This window comes from Clostridium autoethanogenum DSM 10061, assembly GCF_001484725.1.
In the GTDB taxonomy this organism is placed as follows: Bacteria; Bacillota; Clostridia; order Clostridiales; family Clostridiaceae; genus Clostridium_B; species Clostridium_B ljungdahlii.
In genome coordinates, this window is record NZ_CP012395.1 from 4,291,825 (window position 1) to 4,307,198 (window position 15,374).

Below are 15,374 nucleotides of genomic sequence, written 5' to 3' on the forward strand. Positions count from 1 at the left end.
TTAAAAAGGTTATCTCAAAAATATTTCGCAAGAAGTGTTTTGAGATAACCTTTATTTTTTAAAATGAAATCATGAATTTTTCAAAGAAAAAATCGTCATCATGTATACGCTCCTTAAAATATTTTTCTCTTTGGGCAAATATTAAGTCTAAGTTGGATTTAATATTTGAAACTACATCAGGAAAATAGGAATAGCCATTTATAAGACTTATGGTCTTAAGTATACGTTGTTTCTTAAAGTGAGAATATGCCATACAAAGCATATTGTAAGCAACATTAGATGAAGTGACTTTATAGGGATGTTTTGTTCTGAAAAGATGTCTTACTTTTACTTCTGGGTTAACCACAAGCTTATATCCGTAAAGCCAGGCTTTAAAACAAAGCTCTTCATCTTCTTTTCCCCATACTTGAAATAAGTTGTCAAACCCATTTATTTTTTGAAAAGCCTTTTTGGTTATACAAAAAGCACATCCGCAGGCAATGGGAATCTCATAGATAATGCCAGGATTACGTACAATCCAGGTAACATTAAGTTTATTATCCCAGGTTTGTCCATATCCAGCTCCTAAATTATTATGCATATCTAAAATACAGGGTGCTGCTATATTGGCATTAGAAACTTTTAGGGTATTCACTAGATTGTCTAGTAAGTGGTCAGAAACTTTTACATGGGCATCGCAGAAAAATAAATATTTTCCTCTAGCTATTTTTGCGCCGGCATTTCTTGTACGGGCAGCCCCTATATTATCTGTTTTAACTAAAACGATATCTTTATAGATAGACTTGTTTAAATCTGACTTTAAAAATTGGGTACTTGAGTCAATGGAATCATCATCTACTACTATGATTTCGAAGCTAAGAAAATTTTTAGATTTCATAATGGAGTCCAATGTCCATTTCAAGTTATTTGCTTCATTTTTGCAGGGGATGATTATGGAAACATCTACTTTATCTTTATATGAAGTTTTTTCTTCCACTAAATGTACACTCCTTCCAAATATATAGATTTTTAAGAAATGATTGAAAATTAAATTTATCAAAATATTTACTTGATATTATATATAGATATTTTTCATCAAATATAAATAAACCACCTTTTATACCATATTCAATTAAAAGTAGGAGTGATACACGAATCATGCAAAGAGCATAGTATAAACTGGGGTGATAAAATGAATAAAAAAAGTTTAATAGGTCATGTTAACTTTATAGTTCATGGCAATCGTGAATCTAAACAAATTGCGTTAACCTATGACTGTGATGATTATGATTATATGGCTGTTCCACAAATTTTATATATTTTAAGAAAGAATTCAGTAAAGGCCACTTTTTTTTTGACAGGTATGTGGGTAGAAAAATTCCCAACACTAGCAATGCAGATTGTTATCGAAGGCCATCAAATTGGAAATCATTCCTATGAACATTGCCATCCAGAGGAAATGTATTATGATGAAAGTAAGAAAGATATTGAAAAAGCAGAGAAAGTAATAGAAAAAATTACAGGAGTAAATCCTAAGCCATTTTTTAGAGCTCCTTATGGCGAGTGGAGTCAATATATATTAAAGGCATCTAATGATTGTGGTTATATGTATAATGTTTGCTGGAGCATAGATCCTTCCGATTGGAAAAGTCCACCAACCAAAACTATAGTGGAACGTGTATTTAAAAAACTAAAAGGTGGCGACATTGTATTAATGCATGGACATGGAAAAAACACCGCAGCTGCTTCAGATTTTATTATAAGCACACTTAAAAGCAGAAAATTTGAATTCAAAAAAATAAGTGAGTTAATATAATTTAAAGTTTTAAGGGGTTGATACTTCTAATTAGTAGTGCCCCTTAAAACTTTAAAATTTATCTACAATTATAAATAGGCTGCCTACCCATTGAAATATAATCAAAAGGCTTTCCTAACATATATTTTAAACTATACATATTTCTACCGTCAAATATGACTTTATCTTTTAGATTTGAATTTATAATATTAAAGTCTGCTTCTTTAAATTCATCCCATTCAGTTAATATCAAAAGTGCATCTGCATTTTTTAGTATAGAATATTTATCCTTACTATAACATATTTTATTTCCAAACACATTGTAAGCTTTTTTCATAGCTTTTGGATCATAGCAGAAAATTTTAACTCCACTTTTTAAAAGTTCCTTTATTATAATTATTGCCGGCGATTCTCTAATATCATCTGTATCATTTTTAAAAGCTGCACCCCATACTGCAAAAGTTTTCCCGGCTAAATTTTTACTAAAAGTACCGAAATTAAAATACTTTAATATTTTTTTTATAAAAATATTTGTCTGATTTTTGTTTATTTCTTCTACAGCTTTTAACAAAATCATCTGATAGTTATTTTTATTACCTATTTCTATAAGTGACTTTATATCTTTAGGAAAACAGGAACCTCCATATCCTATACCGCAGTTTAAAAATAGAGGGCCTATTCTTTTGTCACGTCCCATACCAAGCTTAACATCTTCTATATTTACTCCTAAGATATCACATAAATTGGATATATCATTCACAAAAGATATTCTTGCTGCCAGCATAGCATTGGAAGCATATTTTGTCATTTCAGCAGCAGCATTGGACATACATATTATCCTATTCCTTGAAACTATATTTGAATATAAATCTTTAATTACACATTTTGCTTTATCGCTTGAAGATCCTATTATTACCCTATCTGGATTTATAAAATCATTTATCCCACTACCTTCTCTTAAAAATTCAGGATTGGATACTACGTCAAAGTCCAGTTTAATATTTCTAAGTGTTATTTCATCTTTTATTATTTTTTTTATTTTAGAGAATGTTCCCACAGGAACTGTAGATTTATTCACGATAATTTTATAATCTTCCATATATTTGCCTATATCTTTTACAGCTGAAAATATACTACTTAAATCAGTACTGTTATCATTTGCAGATGGAGTCCCTACAGCTATAAATATAATGTCTGAATTTTTTACAGCAAATTTAATATCCGTTGTGAATTTTAAATTATCATTATGCATGTTATCTAAAATTATTTTATTCAAACCTGGTTCATAGATGGAAATATTGCCTTCCTTTAGAACTTGGATTTTTTCTTTATCAATATCAACGCAAATAACAGAGTTACTCTTACTGGAAAAACAGGCTCCAGTTACTAGTCCAACATAACCGGTACCTATAACGGATATTTTCATAACTAATTCCTCCAGAACAACTTTAATTTAAAGTTACCTTAATATTAAAATATGCATAAGAATTGAATTAGTTAGTAAAAGTTCTGCACTATAGCCATATAATTGAATATAGTATATTAGAAATTTAATTCTATAGCAAAAGGAAAAGTGTAGTTGGGCATATAGTTAAAAAGGGCTTTACTTGAAAAATTATGATTACTAAAAATTTTATTTCTTTTATTACAGTATAATTAAAACTCAGAAGGGATATTTTAATATGTTTGATGAAAGAATCTCTGTTTTAATTCCATATAAATCAGATGGGGGATACAGGGATAGAAATTGGAAATGGATCAAGAAAAGATATAAAGCTTTAATGCCAGGCGCTGAAATATGTATAGGAGTTTATGACAAAGAGCCTTTTTGTAAATCCGCAGCAGTAAATACTGCGGCTAAAATAGCCACAAGGGATATATTTATAATTGCAGATGCGGACATTATTTTTGATATAGATCAGATAGCAAAAGCTATACTTGGACTAACTTATTGCAGCTGGATAATACCATTTAATTCAATAGACTATTTAACAGCAAAGCAATCAAGAAAGTTACGAAAAATGCATCCAGATATTGATGTTAAATATATTGACTTTAAAGGCTGCTCAAGACTTAATTGTAATGAGATATATGGAGGGATCAATGTAGTTCCCCGTAAATATTTTGAAAAAGTCGGAGGATTTGACGAAGCTTTTAAAGGTTGGGGAGAGGAAGACGATGCTTTCCAAAGAGCAATGGATGCTATATGTGGACCTTATGGAAGAATAGCAACTAATATGTGGCATATGTATCATGATGTAAGTCCTTATAAATTTCACCATAAAAAAAATTTAAAGCTGCTTGACAAATTTTATGGTAATAAGGATGCTATAATAAGCCGTTTGAATAAAAAGAACATTTTGTATAATGTCTAGATTGTTTAGGAGGCATGTATGTTAGAAAAAATAACGGCAGAAAAGAAATTGGTAAGAAAAATTAGAGAGAAGTGCATTAAAACTTCAAATCCAGGAGTGTCCATTATAACTGCTACCAATAAATATAAGTATATGGATAATATATTTATGAATTATAAAGCATTTAATTATCCATGTAAACAACTTATAATTGTTTTAAATAATAATAATTTGGATATAAAAAATTATGAGATAAGGGCTAGAAATTTAAGCAATGTAGAAATATTTCAATTAGATGAAAATGTTACTTTAGGTGAATGTTTAAATTTTGCTGCAGAAATATCAAAATATCAATATATTTCTAAAATGGATGATGATGATTATTATGGAAGTAACTATCTTATAGATTTGATGAATGCATTTAAATATACGGATGCACAGGTTATTGGTAAAGCTTCTCGTTTTATATATTTTAAAGATAGCAATAGGCTTGGAGTTTTTTCGCCTGGGCATGAGAATAAGTATGTATATGAAGCTATAGCAGGAGGTACTATAACTTTTAAAAAAGAAATACTAAAAAAGGTTAAGTTTAAAAATTTCAATAATTCAGAAGATATTACTTTTTTAAGAGAATGTAATTCTTGTGGAATAAGGATGTTTTCTTCGGATAAGTTTAATTATGTTTATATTAAACATGAAAATTTGAATGAACACACTTGGAAAATAAGTTCAAATGAAATTAGAAAGTACTGTAGTGAGTATTTTTTATTTACTAAAGATTTTACTAAATTTGTAACAATATAAAGGGCAAGACCTATAAACAACCAAGTTATAGGTCTTGCTCTTTAGGCTTAAAATTTAATGTTAAATTTTCGAAAAAAACAATCATCTTCATATTTACGCTCTTCAAAATATAATTTTCTATATGCGTAAATTAAGTCCATGTTTAATTTTATGTTTTCTGAGGCACTATGAAAATAGTAGTTATTTTTTAAAAGTTCGATTGTCTTAATAATTCTTTCTTTTTTAAAATGAAAATAGGAAAGACACAGCATATTATAAATTAAATTTGAGTAGGTTATTTTGTAGGAATGTTTTTGCTTAAAAAGGTGTCTAACTTTAATATTTGGATTAATTGTAAGTTTATAACCATAAAGCCATGCTTTTAAACATATTTCAAAATCTTCACTACCGTAAATTTCAAAAATTTTGTTAAATCCGTGAATTTTATTAAATGTTTTTTTAGTAATAATAAAAGCACAGCCACAGGCAAAAGGAATTTCAGTTATAAAATTTGGATTTGATTCTAACCATTTAGGTTTAAGATTATTGTCCCAGGTCATGCCATAACTTACTGCTAAACTGTTGTACATATCTAAAATACAAGGTGCTGCTAGATCAGAATTGGAAATCTTTAGGGTACTCACTAGATTATCTAATAAGTGGTCACAAATTTTTATATGTGCATCACAGAAAAATAAATATTTTCCCTTAGCTATTTTTGCACCAGCATTTCTTGCACGGGAGACTCCCACGTTATCTGTTTTAATTAAAATAATATCTTTATAGATTGATTTATTTAAGTCTGAGTTTAAAAATTGAGTACTTGAATCACTAGAAGCATCATCTACTACTATAATTTCAAAATTAAGCAAGTTTTTGGACTTCATAATAGAGTCTAGCGTCCATTTTAAATTATTTACTTCATTTTTACAAGGGATAATTATAGAAACATCTATTTTATCGTTATATGAAATTTTTTCTTTCACTAAATTTGTACACTCCTTTTATAAAGCAATCACTACTTTAAAGCTTCCACTATTAAATTATGCATGAAAATTGAATTAGTTAGCAAAAGTTTTGCACTATAGGTATGTTATTGAATATATTATATTAGAAATTTGATTTTATAAAAGGAGCAAAGTGCAGAGTGGAGAAAATATTCGAAAATAGAGCTTGGGTTAAAAATATTAGAAAAAAATATAGTGAAGACTCTAAAGAAGGAGTCTCTATTATTGTAGTTACTAATAAACTCCAATGTAAGAATAATATATTTTCTAATTATAGAAGACTTAAGTACCCATGTATGGAGTTAATAATAATATTAAATGACAATAAGTTAAAAAAAGATAACTATAAAATTAAATTTTGGCGTTTAAATAATGTACGGGTATTCCAATTGGATGAAAGCTGTACTCTTGGAGAATGTTTGAATTTTGGAATAGAGCAGTCAAAGTATGATTATATATCTAAAATGGATGATGACGATTATTATGGAATTAATTATCTTACAGATCTTATGAATGTATTTCAATATACAGACACCCAGGTTACAGGAAAATTTTCGCGTTTTATATACTTTAAAGAAAGCAGCTTGTTAGCTACTTTTTCGCCGCACTTTGAAAATAAGTATGTGCCTGGTGTAGCAGGGGGTACTATAACTTTGAAAAAAGAAATATTTAGTAAAATTAAATTTAGATGCTTGTATGGTGCTGGAACAGATATTTCTTTTTTCGAAGATTGCAATAACGCTGGTATAAAGATATTTTCTGCTGACAAATATAATTATGTCTATATTAGAAATAAGAGCTTAGATGAACATACTTGGAAAATAGGCGATGAGGAGATCATGGAATCTTACTGCGAAAAAGTCATTAATACTAAATATTATATTCCCTTCATTATAGCATAGAGTTAGATAACTCGTATAAACATAATTATGTGCATAAATATATTATTTTTATACAAATTTGAATTTTTTATTGGAGGTAAATATGTTGCAAAAAATAGTAAGGGAAAAAATATTAGTTAAGTCTATTAGAAAAAAGTATAGTAAAACTCTACAGCCTGGTGTTTCTATTATTACGCCTACAAATAAATTTCAGCATATAGATAATATATTTCTTAATTATGGAAGACTTGATTATAAGAACAAGGAATTAATAATAATTTTAAATAACAACAATTTAGATATAAAAGATTATGAAGCAAAATCTAGAACTTTAAAAGGAGTAAAAATATTTAAATTAGATGATAACTGTACCTTGGGGGAATGTTTAAATTTTGGAATAGGACAATCAAAATATGATTATATATCTAAAATGGATGATGACGATTATTATGGAGTTAATTACCTTACAGATCTTATGAATGTGTTTAAGTATACAGATGCTCAAATTACGGGAAAATGTTCCCGTTTCATATATTTTAAAGAAAATAATGAATTAGGTATTTTTTTACCGAACTTTGAAAACCAGTTTACACGTACTGTGGCAGGAGGGACTATATTATTTAAAAAGGAGATATTTGAAAAAGTAAAATTTAAAAAAGTAACTGTTGGAGAAGATAATTTCTTTTTAGATGATTGTCTTAAGGCAGGTATAAAAATGTTTTCTTCTGATAAGTATAATTATGTTTATATGAGAAATAGAAATCTAAATGATCATACGTGGAGAATAAGCCAACAAGATTTATTTGCAGAGTATGTTAAAAGGTTTTTAAATACCCCTAATTTTATTAGAATTGTAACAGTGTAAAAGTGAAAAGGCGCCAATAATATTCAAAAAATATTACTTGTTTTATTAAAATATGCAAGGAGAATATGTGATGAAAATATTAGTTTCAGAGGATGGACCTTTTTTAAAATATGGATTTACAGAAGCTCTACAAAATTGTGGTGTAGATGTTAGACATACTGAGCTGTATAAAAGTATTAATGAAGGTTCTATGCTGCCATTCATAGAGGAAATTAAGGAATATAAACCGGATTTGTTTTTAAATCCTGGGACAACCATTAAAAAGAACTTTAACAAAGTAATTTTTTGTTTAAACAAACTTAATATTCCTTATGTATATTGGGCTATAGATGATCCTATTGAATTTTTCACTTATTCAATAGAGAATGGGAAAAATGCAGCATTATTGCTTACACCTGCTGTGGAATGTATACCTTTCTATAAAAAGCTAGAAATAAATGTATCTTTTGTTCCTTTTGCTTGTAATAAAAGATACCATTACAAAGGAAAGTATAATCCTAAATACGACTATGACATCATATTTATAGGTAATAATTATAAATATGATCAGCGTACTAAAGGAATTTATAAGATTTTAAATCCACTAATAGAGAGAAACTATAATATAAAGGTATTTGGCTGCAACTGGTTTGAGGAAGGATATCCTTATGTACTGCCGGATGAGAAATTTTATGGAGGATACTGCTATTATAATGAGGTACCAGATGCTTGTGCCACTGCTAAAATTGTACTGGGAATTCACTCTGTAACAAATTCAAAAACTATGATGAGTATGCGTACTTTTGAAGTGCTTGGTTGTCAGGGATTTTATCTTTCTCAATATACAAAAGCGTTGGAATACAATTTTACAAATGGAGTGCATCTAGTATGGAGCGATGATGCTGAAACTACTTTAAGATTAGTAGATACCTATTTAAAGGATGCAGAATCAAGAGATAAAATAGCTAAACTTGGACAGAAACGATGCTATGCTAATTATAATTACGATAACATGGTTGATCGCTTTGTAAAAGAATTATATAAGTATAAAGTGGTAAGATGACTTTATACTGTAAGATATTAAAAAAGATGATTTCTGGATACAGAAGTCTCTTTTTTAGTGCTGTTTACGTCTATAGTTGTTGTATTATACTATATAGTAATTCATGTAATCTAGATAGCATGCTTTCTTTTTCTTCTATTATTTTTAACAAGGAGTTGATTTTTTTATTCATTTCTTTATGCAAAGTATCTTTTTCACATCTTAAGTTACTTATTTCTTTTTCATAATCGTAAATAATTTTGAATTGTTCTTGTCTTACTGAGATTTGGTTGATTTTAAGAGCATGGATCTTATTTTCATATTTATAAATAGAGTTTTGTAGTTTGCTTACTTTATCAGCTAAATTTGAATTTACTTCCTCAGTATATGAAATAAGGTTATTTTTTGATTTTATTTCATTTATTAAAGATTGTATGTAGCTATCTTTGATTTTAGTAAGGTTAATGTAATCTACATAGCTTTTTATAGGAATATTATCAGTTAAGGCAAGTAAATCTAGAAAATTAATAGCATGAGTTTTTTTATTACAATACATAAAATTTCCTACTTTAGATATAATTTATTTACTTTATTTATATAGCGTCCTAGGTAATATTATGACAGTTTATATTAATTTACTCAACTTTTACACATATAAAATTTTGATTAGTTGAAAGTTGATAGTGGACAATTGACAGTGAAGGATGATTTTTAGATATCCCAAAAAATCCACATTAACTATTAATTCTTAATTTTTAACTATTAACTAAAAAAGTTGAGTTAATTATTTGCAGGAGAAATAAAATGAGAAAAGAAAGGTAAAAGTTGAATTGAAAATTTATTATATAAAGATTATTCATTCCGTAATTATATGTAGTAAGGATAAACCTTGTATAGTCTATTCTATTTTTAAAATAAAAATAGAATAGGGTATACAAAGTTATTTCACTTGTTTTTTACTTTTATTATGTGATGCAGTTTCTTTTTCAATAATATCTAGAGATTCAGATAAACATTCTTCAATAACATCAGAAGTTATTAATATCGGTTCCTTATCTTTTAGTTTATTCAAAGTTACCAACCCCTTTCGTTTTTATTATTATATACTCATAAAAAGAAAATGTCAATTAAAATTATGGTTAAAATTAAAAGTTTTTTTTATCGTAAAATTAAAATTCAGAATTTAATGAATTTTCACATTAAATGTACAAGCTACTATATTTTAAAGAGATTTGGGATAAAAGCTCTATTTTTCTATTGGAGAATACAAATAAATTTGCAAAAAAAGTAGTATATAAAATTTATTTATATGAATTTTTATAAAATTTCGTGTAAGATTAAATATGAATAAATTAGTATAAGTAAATTGAACAGATATGAAAAATTTTTTGAAAACACTACAAAAAATATGTTAATATAATTGTAAGTAAGTCGATTATCTAAAGTGTAGAAAATAAAGGAATAATATTTAAATTAAGAAAGTTGGTGGAATTATGAAAGATATTAAAGTAGTAGTTGTGGATGATTCACCTTTTTCAATTGCATTACTCAGGGATATGCTTACTGATAATGGATTTGATGTCGTTGGTGAAGCTACTTCTCTTGAAGAGACCATTGAAGTGGTAGGTAAATTAAGGCCAAATATTGTAACCATGGATATGACTATACCCGGTACAGATGGTATTGAATGTACTAAAGCAATTCATTCCATAGATCCAAACATAAATGTTATAATAGTAAGTTCCATGATGGATGATGAAATAGTGAAAAAAGCTAAAAAAAATCATGCTTGTGGATATATCCAAAAACCTGTTGATCCTGAAGAACTTACTTTATTGATAAATAGAATAATGGCAGATGATGAGTTGTTTAACAATCTTGATGAAGTTTATTACAAGGTTTATAAAGAGTCATTTATGGATGTTTTTAATAAATTAATGAAAACAGTACCAAAGTTTGGCGAAGAAAGTAACTCAGATGTAGAGCTAGTATCCAGGGGAATATCAGTTGTTATGGGCATTATAGGTAAGTATTCAGGAAGAATGTTACTAGATATGTCTTATGATACTGCGGAGAAACTTTCTGAATTTGCATTAAGAAGAAAGCCTAAAAATGCAGAGGAAATGTTAAACATCATGGGAGAAATTTGTAACATGGTAGCAGGAAATGCGTCCTCTGTACTCAATAGAAAAAATAAATTGTTAGGACTGCGCGTAGCACCTCCAAGTATATTCTATGGAAATTCCATAAATATATCTAAAGCAGAATTAGATACAACTACATCTTCTGTAGCTAATACTGAATTTGGTGAAATCTATGTAAATGTAGGATTTCAAAGGAGGTCTGGAGAATGGATGTCAAATATATAAATCCATTTTTTGAGGCATTTTTAAATGTTATGCCTGAACTTGGAATGAATGATATAAAAAAAGGTGCGATTAGTCTTAGAGGAAAGACTATAGAAAGCATGGGAGTTTTAATTATCATTGGAATTGTAGGTGATTTGAAAGGCAACATCATATATGAAACTACTATAGAAAATGCAAAAGCTATAGCTTCTAAGATGATGATGGGAGCTCCAGTTAAAGAATTAGATGAAATGGCCCAAAGTGCAATTGAAGAACTTACAAATATGCTTACTGCCAATGCATCTACATCATTTTCAAATGAAGGTATTAAAATAGATATATCAACTCCTACATTGATGTATGGAAATTTTAAAGCTTCATCAAATGCAGATAAGACTATATGTGTGGAAATGATTATAGATGGACTTTCATTTCGAGTAAATGTTGCAATAGAAAAATGTAAGTAGAGGACTATTTATTATTTGGATATATGGAAAGTGGAGAATAAGGCATTTGAAAGAAAATAACCAGTCAAAGGTGCGATGGATATTTCTTTGAAAATGCCTAAGCTTATTCTCCACTTTTATCTATGTATTGATATATTATATTTAATATTTAAAAATATTTTAAATATTTTGGAATGTAATATAAAATGGGGTTTCATTGGACCAAAGTATTTGAAGCCTGCTAAAATTATTACAACTCCTGAAAAAATTATTATCGAGCTTAAAATTTTATCTATAAATTTTACATTTTTTACATTAAGCTTATTATTAAATTTACCCATGGTAAATACTAATAGAATCCACCACAGCATGCTTCCTATAAATACTCCTATTATTAAAAGTAATTTATGATCTGGTTCTTGTCCGATATGTGCCAAGCGCAGCCCTGTAAATACAGCTATAAAAGAAAAAATTGTTGCTGGGTTTGCTAGTGCAATAAAAAACGTTGAGATAAAAGCTTTAAACATAGAACCGCTAGGTGAATAAGATTTTATATTTCCTGTTTTATCTACATCTTTGCCCGGACTTTTTTTAACAAAAGAATAGATACCAAAACAAATTAATATAATCCCTCCTATTATATGAAAATATACTTTATGAATAAGAATGAATTTTTCTATTAACATAAAACCTAGAGCTGCAACTGTTGCATAAATACTATCCGCAACTGCTGAACCAAGACCGGAAATCAGACCACATTTACGCCCAAAAGTAATAGTGTTTTTAAGGCAAACTGCGCCGATAGGGCCTAAGGGCATACCTGTTATTAATCCTATAAGTATTCCTCTAAACAAATTTATTAACATATAGTTTCTCACTTTCGATATAGTATTTAAAATTTAGTCTAATGAAAATATTTTATTCATACCTTATTATTTTATCCTTAACTAGATGCATATTCAACATAATATGTACCATTTCTATAAATTTTCTAGTATAAATTTATTGTACCGTAAAATATGACAATAATTAACATGGAATTTAAATAATATAGGAATAAATGCCATAACAATCAAGTGATTAAAAATATGGTTGTTAAGTATAAATGAGACATTACGCAATAAAACTTTCATAATTTAAATTATTTATAGATTTTTTTTACGAATAATGTTATTATTAACAATAATATTAGCGATAATGTCAACAATTATGTATAGATATATGCATTACTGTTAATGATTATGACTACGAATAAAGGAGAGTGACATTTATGGTAAAAAAAATTTCATTACAGCATAAATTGGTGGGAATATTGATACTTTTTGTTATAGTTCCATTATTAGTAATATCATTTTTATCTTTTTATATGGAAACAAAACTTGTAAGTAACAAGGCCTATCAATTAACTAGTCAAATAGCAAGGGAAAAAGCTTCGTTTATTGATTTGCATAATAATTCCTTAAAACAGAATATACAGTCTTTATCAATTAACAATAATATAATAAGTGAAAATAAAGCTGATGTAATGAATGCTCTTAGGAGCATAAATGAGAGTAATAAAGATATAATGCAGTGCTATGTAGCAGATGAAACAAAACAGATGTTAGTATATCCTGAAAGTGTTAAGCTGCCGGAAGGTTATGATCCAACTAGTAGACAGTGGTATAAAGATACCATGGCCGCAGATGGACAAGTATTTGTAACTAAGCCTTATAAAGATGCATTTACTGGTAAGATTATTATAACTATTGCAAAAAAAGTAACTTTTAGTAATGGAAAACAAGGTGCTGTGGGCGCAGATGTTGACTTATCTGCTTTGCAGAAAAAGCTAACGGAAACTAAAGTGGGGGAAACTGGATATGCAATACTTGCTTTAGATGATGGGACAATAATTGCAGATTCCAATAATAGTAATATAATGCACAGTATAAAAAATGAAGTTGTGGGCGGACAGAAAATTATAGATGAGAAAAATGGTAATTTTAAATGTGGCTTAGGGAAAAAAGCTCAAGTAATTGGATTTAGCCAATCCAAAGCAACAGGATGGATAATTGTGACCATTCTTCCACAAAGTGATTATGCCCAGGATTTAAATGAGAGTGAATTCATAAGTTTTATAGTTCTTATAATTATGTTAGCAGCTGCAGTGATTTGTGGAATATTTATTGCAAAATACATTTGCAAACCACTTTTTAAAATACAGGTATTTGCTAAAAGGTTATCTGTATGTGATTTTACTACTCCTATAAAAATAGACAGACATGATGAATTTGCAGATACTGCTAATTCCTTAAACAAAGCTCAGGAAAATGTAAAGTCACTAGTTAAAGTAATAGTTGCAAATTTTAAAAATATTAATGCTTCAAGTCAGCAGCTTTCTGCAACGGTTCAGGAAATGACATCAAAATTTGAAAATATAAATAATTCCATAAATCGTATAGCAGATGGATCTCAGGAAACAACCGCTTCTGTGGAAGAAATTACTGCATCCATAGAAGAGATAGATTCCGGTACAGTACAGCTTGCAAATAAGACTGAAGATCAAAATAAAACCGCAAGTAAATCTCAACAAAATGCGCTCTCTGTTCAACAAAATGCTCAAAGTGCCATAAACGAATGTAAAAATATATATAAGGATGAGGAGAAAAAGATATTAAAAGCTATAGATGATGGAAAAGTAGTTTTACAAATAAAAGAAATGGCGAATGTAATAGAAAGTATTGCAGATCAAACTAACTTATTAGCATTAAATGCAGCTATTGAAGCACAGAGGGCTGGTGAGCAGGGAAAAGGATTTGCTGTAGTTGCTGAAGAAGTGAGAAGTCTAGCAGAACAGTCTTCTGAAACAGTTTCTACAATTAAGAGTACGGTATTAAAGGTTCAGCAAGTTTTTGAGAATCTTTCAAAAACTAGTCATAATTTGCTGCAATTTATTGATAAAAGTGTAAATGTACAATTGGATAACTATTTGAGTACAGGACAACAATATTATGAAAACTCTAAGCTTACAGCTAATGATATAGAACAAGTAGCTTCTATGACTGAAGAAATAGCAGCTACAATAAATGAGATTACAAAGGCTGTTGGTGGCATGTCTGAAGTTGTGCAAAAATCTTCGGAAAGTACCAATGAGATTCGAAATGATATAAATGACGCAGCAGAGAAAATGGCTCAAGTTGGTAAAAGCATGCAAAGTCAAGCAGAATTAGCTGAGACTTTAAGTAATACAATTAAAAAATTTAAAATTTAAAACTTAAAATAAAACCTCCTTGTATTTTAATGGCTTTGTCCAGGAACCAAATACAAGGGGGTTTTATTTATGCACAATAGTATGTAGGTTTGAATTTTTTGCATACAGCAGATTTTATTCGGAAATTGATCTTCAAAAAACAAGCAGCTCAATTTAAAATTACTTTTTCACAAAAATAGAAAGCTGCTTAATTTCTGAAACAAATTATGGAATGAAACAGTCGTAGTCAATTAGGTTTATCACATTCATTATTGTTTTTTTCATGTAGTTCTTTATGATATCTTTTATGAGTTCCTTTATGGTGCCTTTTATGGTGTTTTCTGCAGTGTTTACATGATTCACAGCAGTAATTGTTTATAATAATTTCTATAGGTCCATTTTTACCAAAATCACAGGATGGAGTTAATGGAATAACGTATTTTTTTGAATCACACATTTCACTACTCATTTCGTTTTTCCCCCTAGCTAGGTATAGTATTACATTACTAATATATGTATATGGAATTTTGCTGCTTTTGGTTACTTATAATAAGTTACTCAACATATAGATTGTAATGTGTCAAAACTTTAAAATCTAACATAACTATATATTAGTGAAGATATAGTTAAGGATAAATTTTAATAGAGTTATTCACATAAGTTGAA

Annotated in this window: 16 protein-coding genes; 9 read left to right on the forward strand and 7 right to left on the reverse strand. The window is 28.4% G+C overall.

Features of this window, described 5'->3' with window-relative positions; genetic code table 11:
- Positions 1 to 58: 58 nt before the first annotated feature.
- A complete protein-coding gene (locus CLAU_RS19570) occupies positions 59 to 976 on the reverse strand; it encodes a glycosyltransferase family 2 protein (RefSeq protein ID WP_023163512.1) in 918 nt (305 codons plus the stop codon).
- Positions 977 to 1,171: 195 nt separating this feature from the next.
- Between CLAU_RS19570 and CLAU_RS19575 the strand changes: the two genes are divergently transcribed.
- Positions 1,172 to 1,795 (forward strand): polysaccharide deacetylase family protein, encoded by a 624-nt coding sequence (locus tag CLAU_RS19575; RefSeq protein ID WP_023163513.1) that lies wholly within the window; start codon positions 1,172 to 1,174, stop codon positions 1,793 to 1,795.
- Positions 1,796 to 1,853: 58 nt separating this feature from the next.
- Here the strand turns inward: CLAU_RS19575 and CLAU_RS19580 are convergent, their stop codons facing one another.
- Positions 1,854 to 3,200 (reverse strand): UDP-glucose dehydrogenase family protein, encoded by a 1,347-nt coding sequence (locus CLAU_RS19580; protein ID WP_023163514.1) that lies wholly within the window; start codon positions 3,198 to 3,200, stop codon positions 1,854 to 1,856.
- Positions 3,201 to 3,456: 256 nt separating this feature from the next.
- On the opposite strand from CLAU_RS19580, the gene CLAU_RS19585 reads away from it, so the two are divergent.
- Together CLAU_RS19585 and CLAU_RS19590 are read left to right on the forward strand one after the other, a co-directional pair.
- The gene (locus tag CLAU_RS19585; RefSeq protein ID WP_023163515.1) at positions 3,457 to 4,149 is read left to right on the forward strand and encodes a galactosyltransferase-related protein; all 693 of its coding nucleotides are present in this window, start codon (positions 3,457 to 3,459) and stop codon (positions 4,147 to 4,149) included.
- Between the two features lie 18 nt (positions 4,150 to 4,167).
- On the forward strand, positions 4,168 to 4,932 hold the full coding sequence (locus tag CLAU_RS19590; RefSeq protein WP_023163516.1) for a glycosyltransferase family 2 protein: 765 nt from the start codon (positions 4,168 to 4,170) through the stop codon (positions 4,930 to 4,932).
- Positions 4,933 to 4,979: 47 nt separating this feature from the next.
- On the opposite strand, the gene CLAU_RS19595 is transcribed toward CLAU_RS19590, so the two are convergent.
- Positions 4,980 to 5,897 (reverse strand): glycosyltransferase family 2 protein, encoded by a 918-nt coding sequence (locus CLAU_RS19595; protein ID WP_023163517.1) that lies wholly within the window; start codon positions 5,895 to 5,897, stop codon positions 4,980 to 4,982.
- Between the two features lie 161 nt (positions 5,898 to 6,058).
- On the opposite strand from CLAU_RS19595, the gene CLAU_RS19600 reads away from it, so the two are divergent.
- From CLAU_RS19600 to CLAU_RS19610, 3 genes are all read left to right on the forward strand, one after another.
- The gene (locus CLAU_RS19600; RefSeq protein WP_023163518.1) at positions 6,059 to 6,820 is read left to right on the forward strand and encodes a glycosyltransferase family 2 protein; all 762 of its coding nucleotides are present in this window, start codon (positions 6,059 to 6,061) and stop codon (positions 6,818 to 6,820) included.
- An 82-nt stretch (positions 6,821 to 6,902) separates the two neighbouring features.
- Positions 6,903 to 7,664: a glycosyltransferase family 2 protein gene (locus tag CLAU_RS19605; protein ID WP_023163519.1), complete on the forward strand. Its 762-nt coding sequence runs from the start codon at positions 6,903 to 6,905 to the stop codon at positions 7,662 to 7,664.
- A gap of 70 nt (positions 7,665 to 7,734) precedes the next feature.
- Positions 7,735 to 8,706, forward strand: a complete 972-nt coding sequence (locus tag CLAU_RS19610; protein ID WP_023163520.1) for a CgeB family protein — start codon at positions 7,735 to 7,737, stop codon at positions 8,704 to 8,706.
- 70 nt (positions 8,707 to 8,776) lie between these two features.
- On the opposite strand, the gene CLAU_RS19615 is transcribed toward CLAU_RS19610, so the two are convergent.
- Complete coding sequence (locus CLAU_RS19615) at positions 8,777 to 9,241, reverse strand: hypothetical protein (RefSeq protein ID WP_023163521.1); 465 nt, start codon at positions 9,239 to 9,241, stop codon at positions 8,777 to 8,779.
- Between the two features lie 384 nt (positions 9,242 to 9,625).
- On the reverse strand, positions 9,626 to 9,757 hold the full coding sequence (locus tag CLAU_RS21430) for a hypothetical protein (RefSeq protein ID WP_275935555.1): 132 nt from the start codon (positions 9,755 to 9,757) through the stop codon (positions 9,626 to 9,628).
- A gap of 421 nt (positions 9,758 to 10,178) precedes the next feature.
- Here CLAU_RS21430 and CLAU_RS19620 point away from each other — a divergent pair, with 421 nt between their 5' ends.
- On the forward strand, positions 10,179 to 11,054 hold the full coding sequence (locus tag CLAU_RS19620; RefSeq protein WP_023163522.1) for a response regulator: 876 nt from the start codon (positions 10,179 to 10,181) through the stop codon (positions 11,052 to 11,054).
- Entirely contained in the window at positions 11,036 to 11,500 is a 465-nt protein-coding gene (locus CLAU_RS19625) for a chemotaxis protein CheX (protein WP_023163523.1), read from the forward strand. Before CLAU_RS19620 ends, CLAU_RS19625 begins: the two co-directional genes overlap by 19 nt.
- A 116-nt stretch (positions 11,501 to 11,616) precedes the next feature.
- Here CLAU_RS19625 and CLAU_RS19630 read toward each other — a convergent pair whose 3' ends face one another.
- On the reverse strand, positions 11,617 to 12,345 hold the full coding sequence (locus tag CLAU_RS19630) for a LysE family translocator (protein ID WP_023163524.1): 729 nt from the start codon (positions 12,343 to 12,345) through the stop codon (positions 11,617 to 11,619).
- A 404-nt stretch (positions 12,346 to 12,749) separates the two neighbouring features.
- Here CLAU_RS19630 and CLAU_RS19635 point away from each other — a divergent pair, with 404 nt between their 5' ends.
- The gene (locus tag CLAU_RS19635) at positions 12,750 to 14,729 is read left to right on the forward strand and encodes a methyl-accepting chemotaxis protein (RefSeq protein WP_023163525.1); all 1,980 of its coding nucleotides are present in this window, start codon (positions 12,750 to 12,752) and stop codon (positions 14,727 to 14,729) included.
- Between the two features lie 226 nt (positions 14,730 to 14,955).
- Here the strand turns inward: CLAU_RS19635 and CLAU_RS19640 are convergent, their stop codons facing one another.
- On the reverse strand, positions 14,956 to 15,177 hold the full coding sequence (locus CLAU_RS19640) for a hypothetical protein (protein ID WP_023163526.1): 222 nt from the start codon (positions 15,175 to 15,177) through the stop codon (positions 14,956 to 14,958).
- Positions 15,178 to 15,374: the final 197 nt, after the last annotated feature.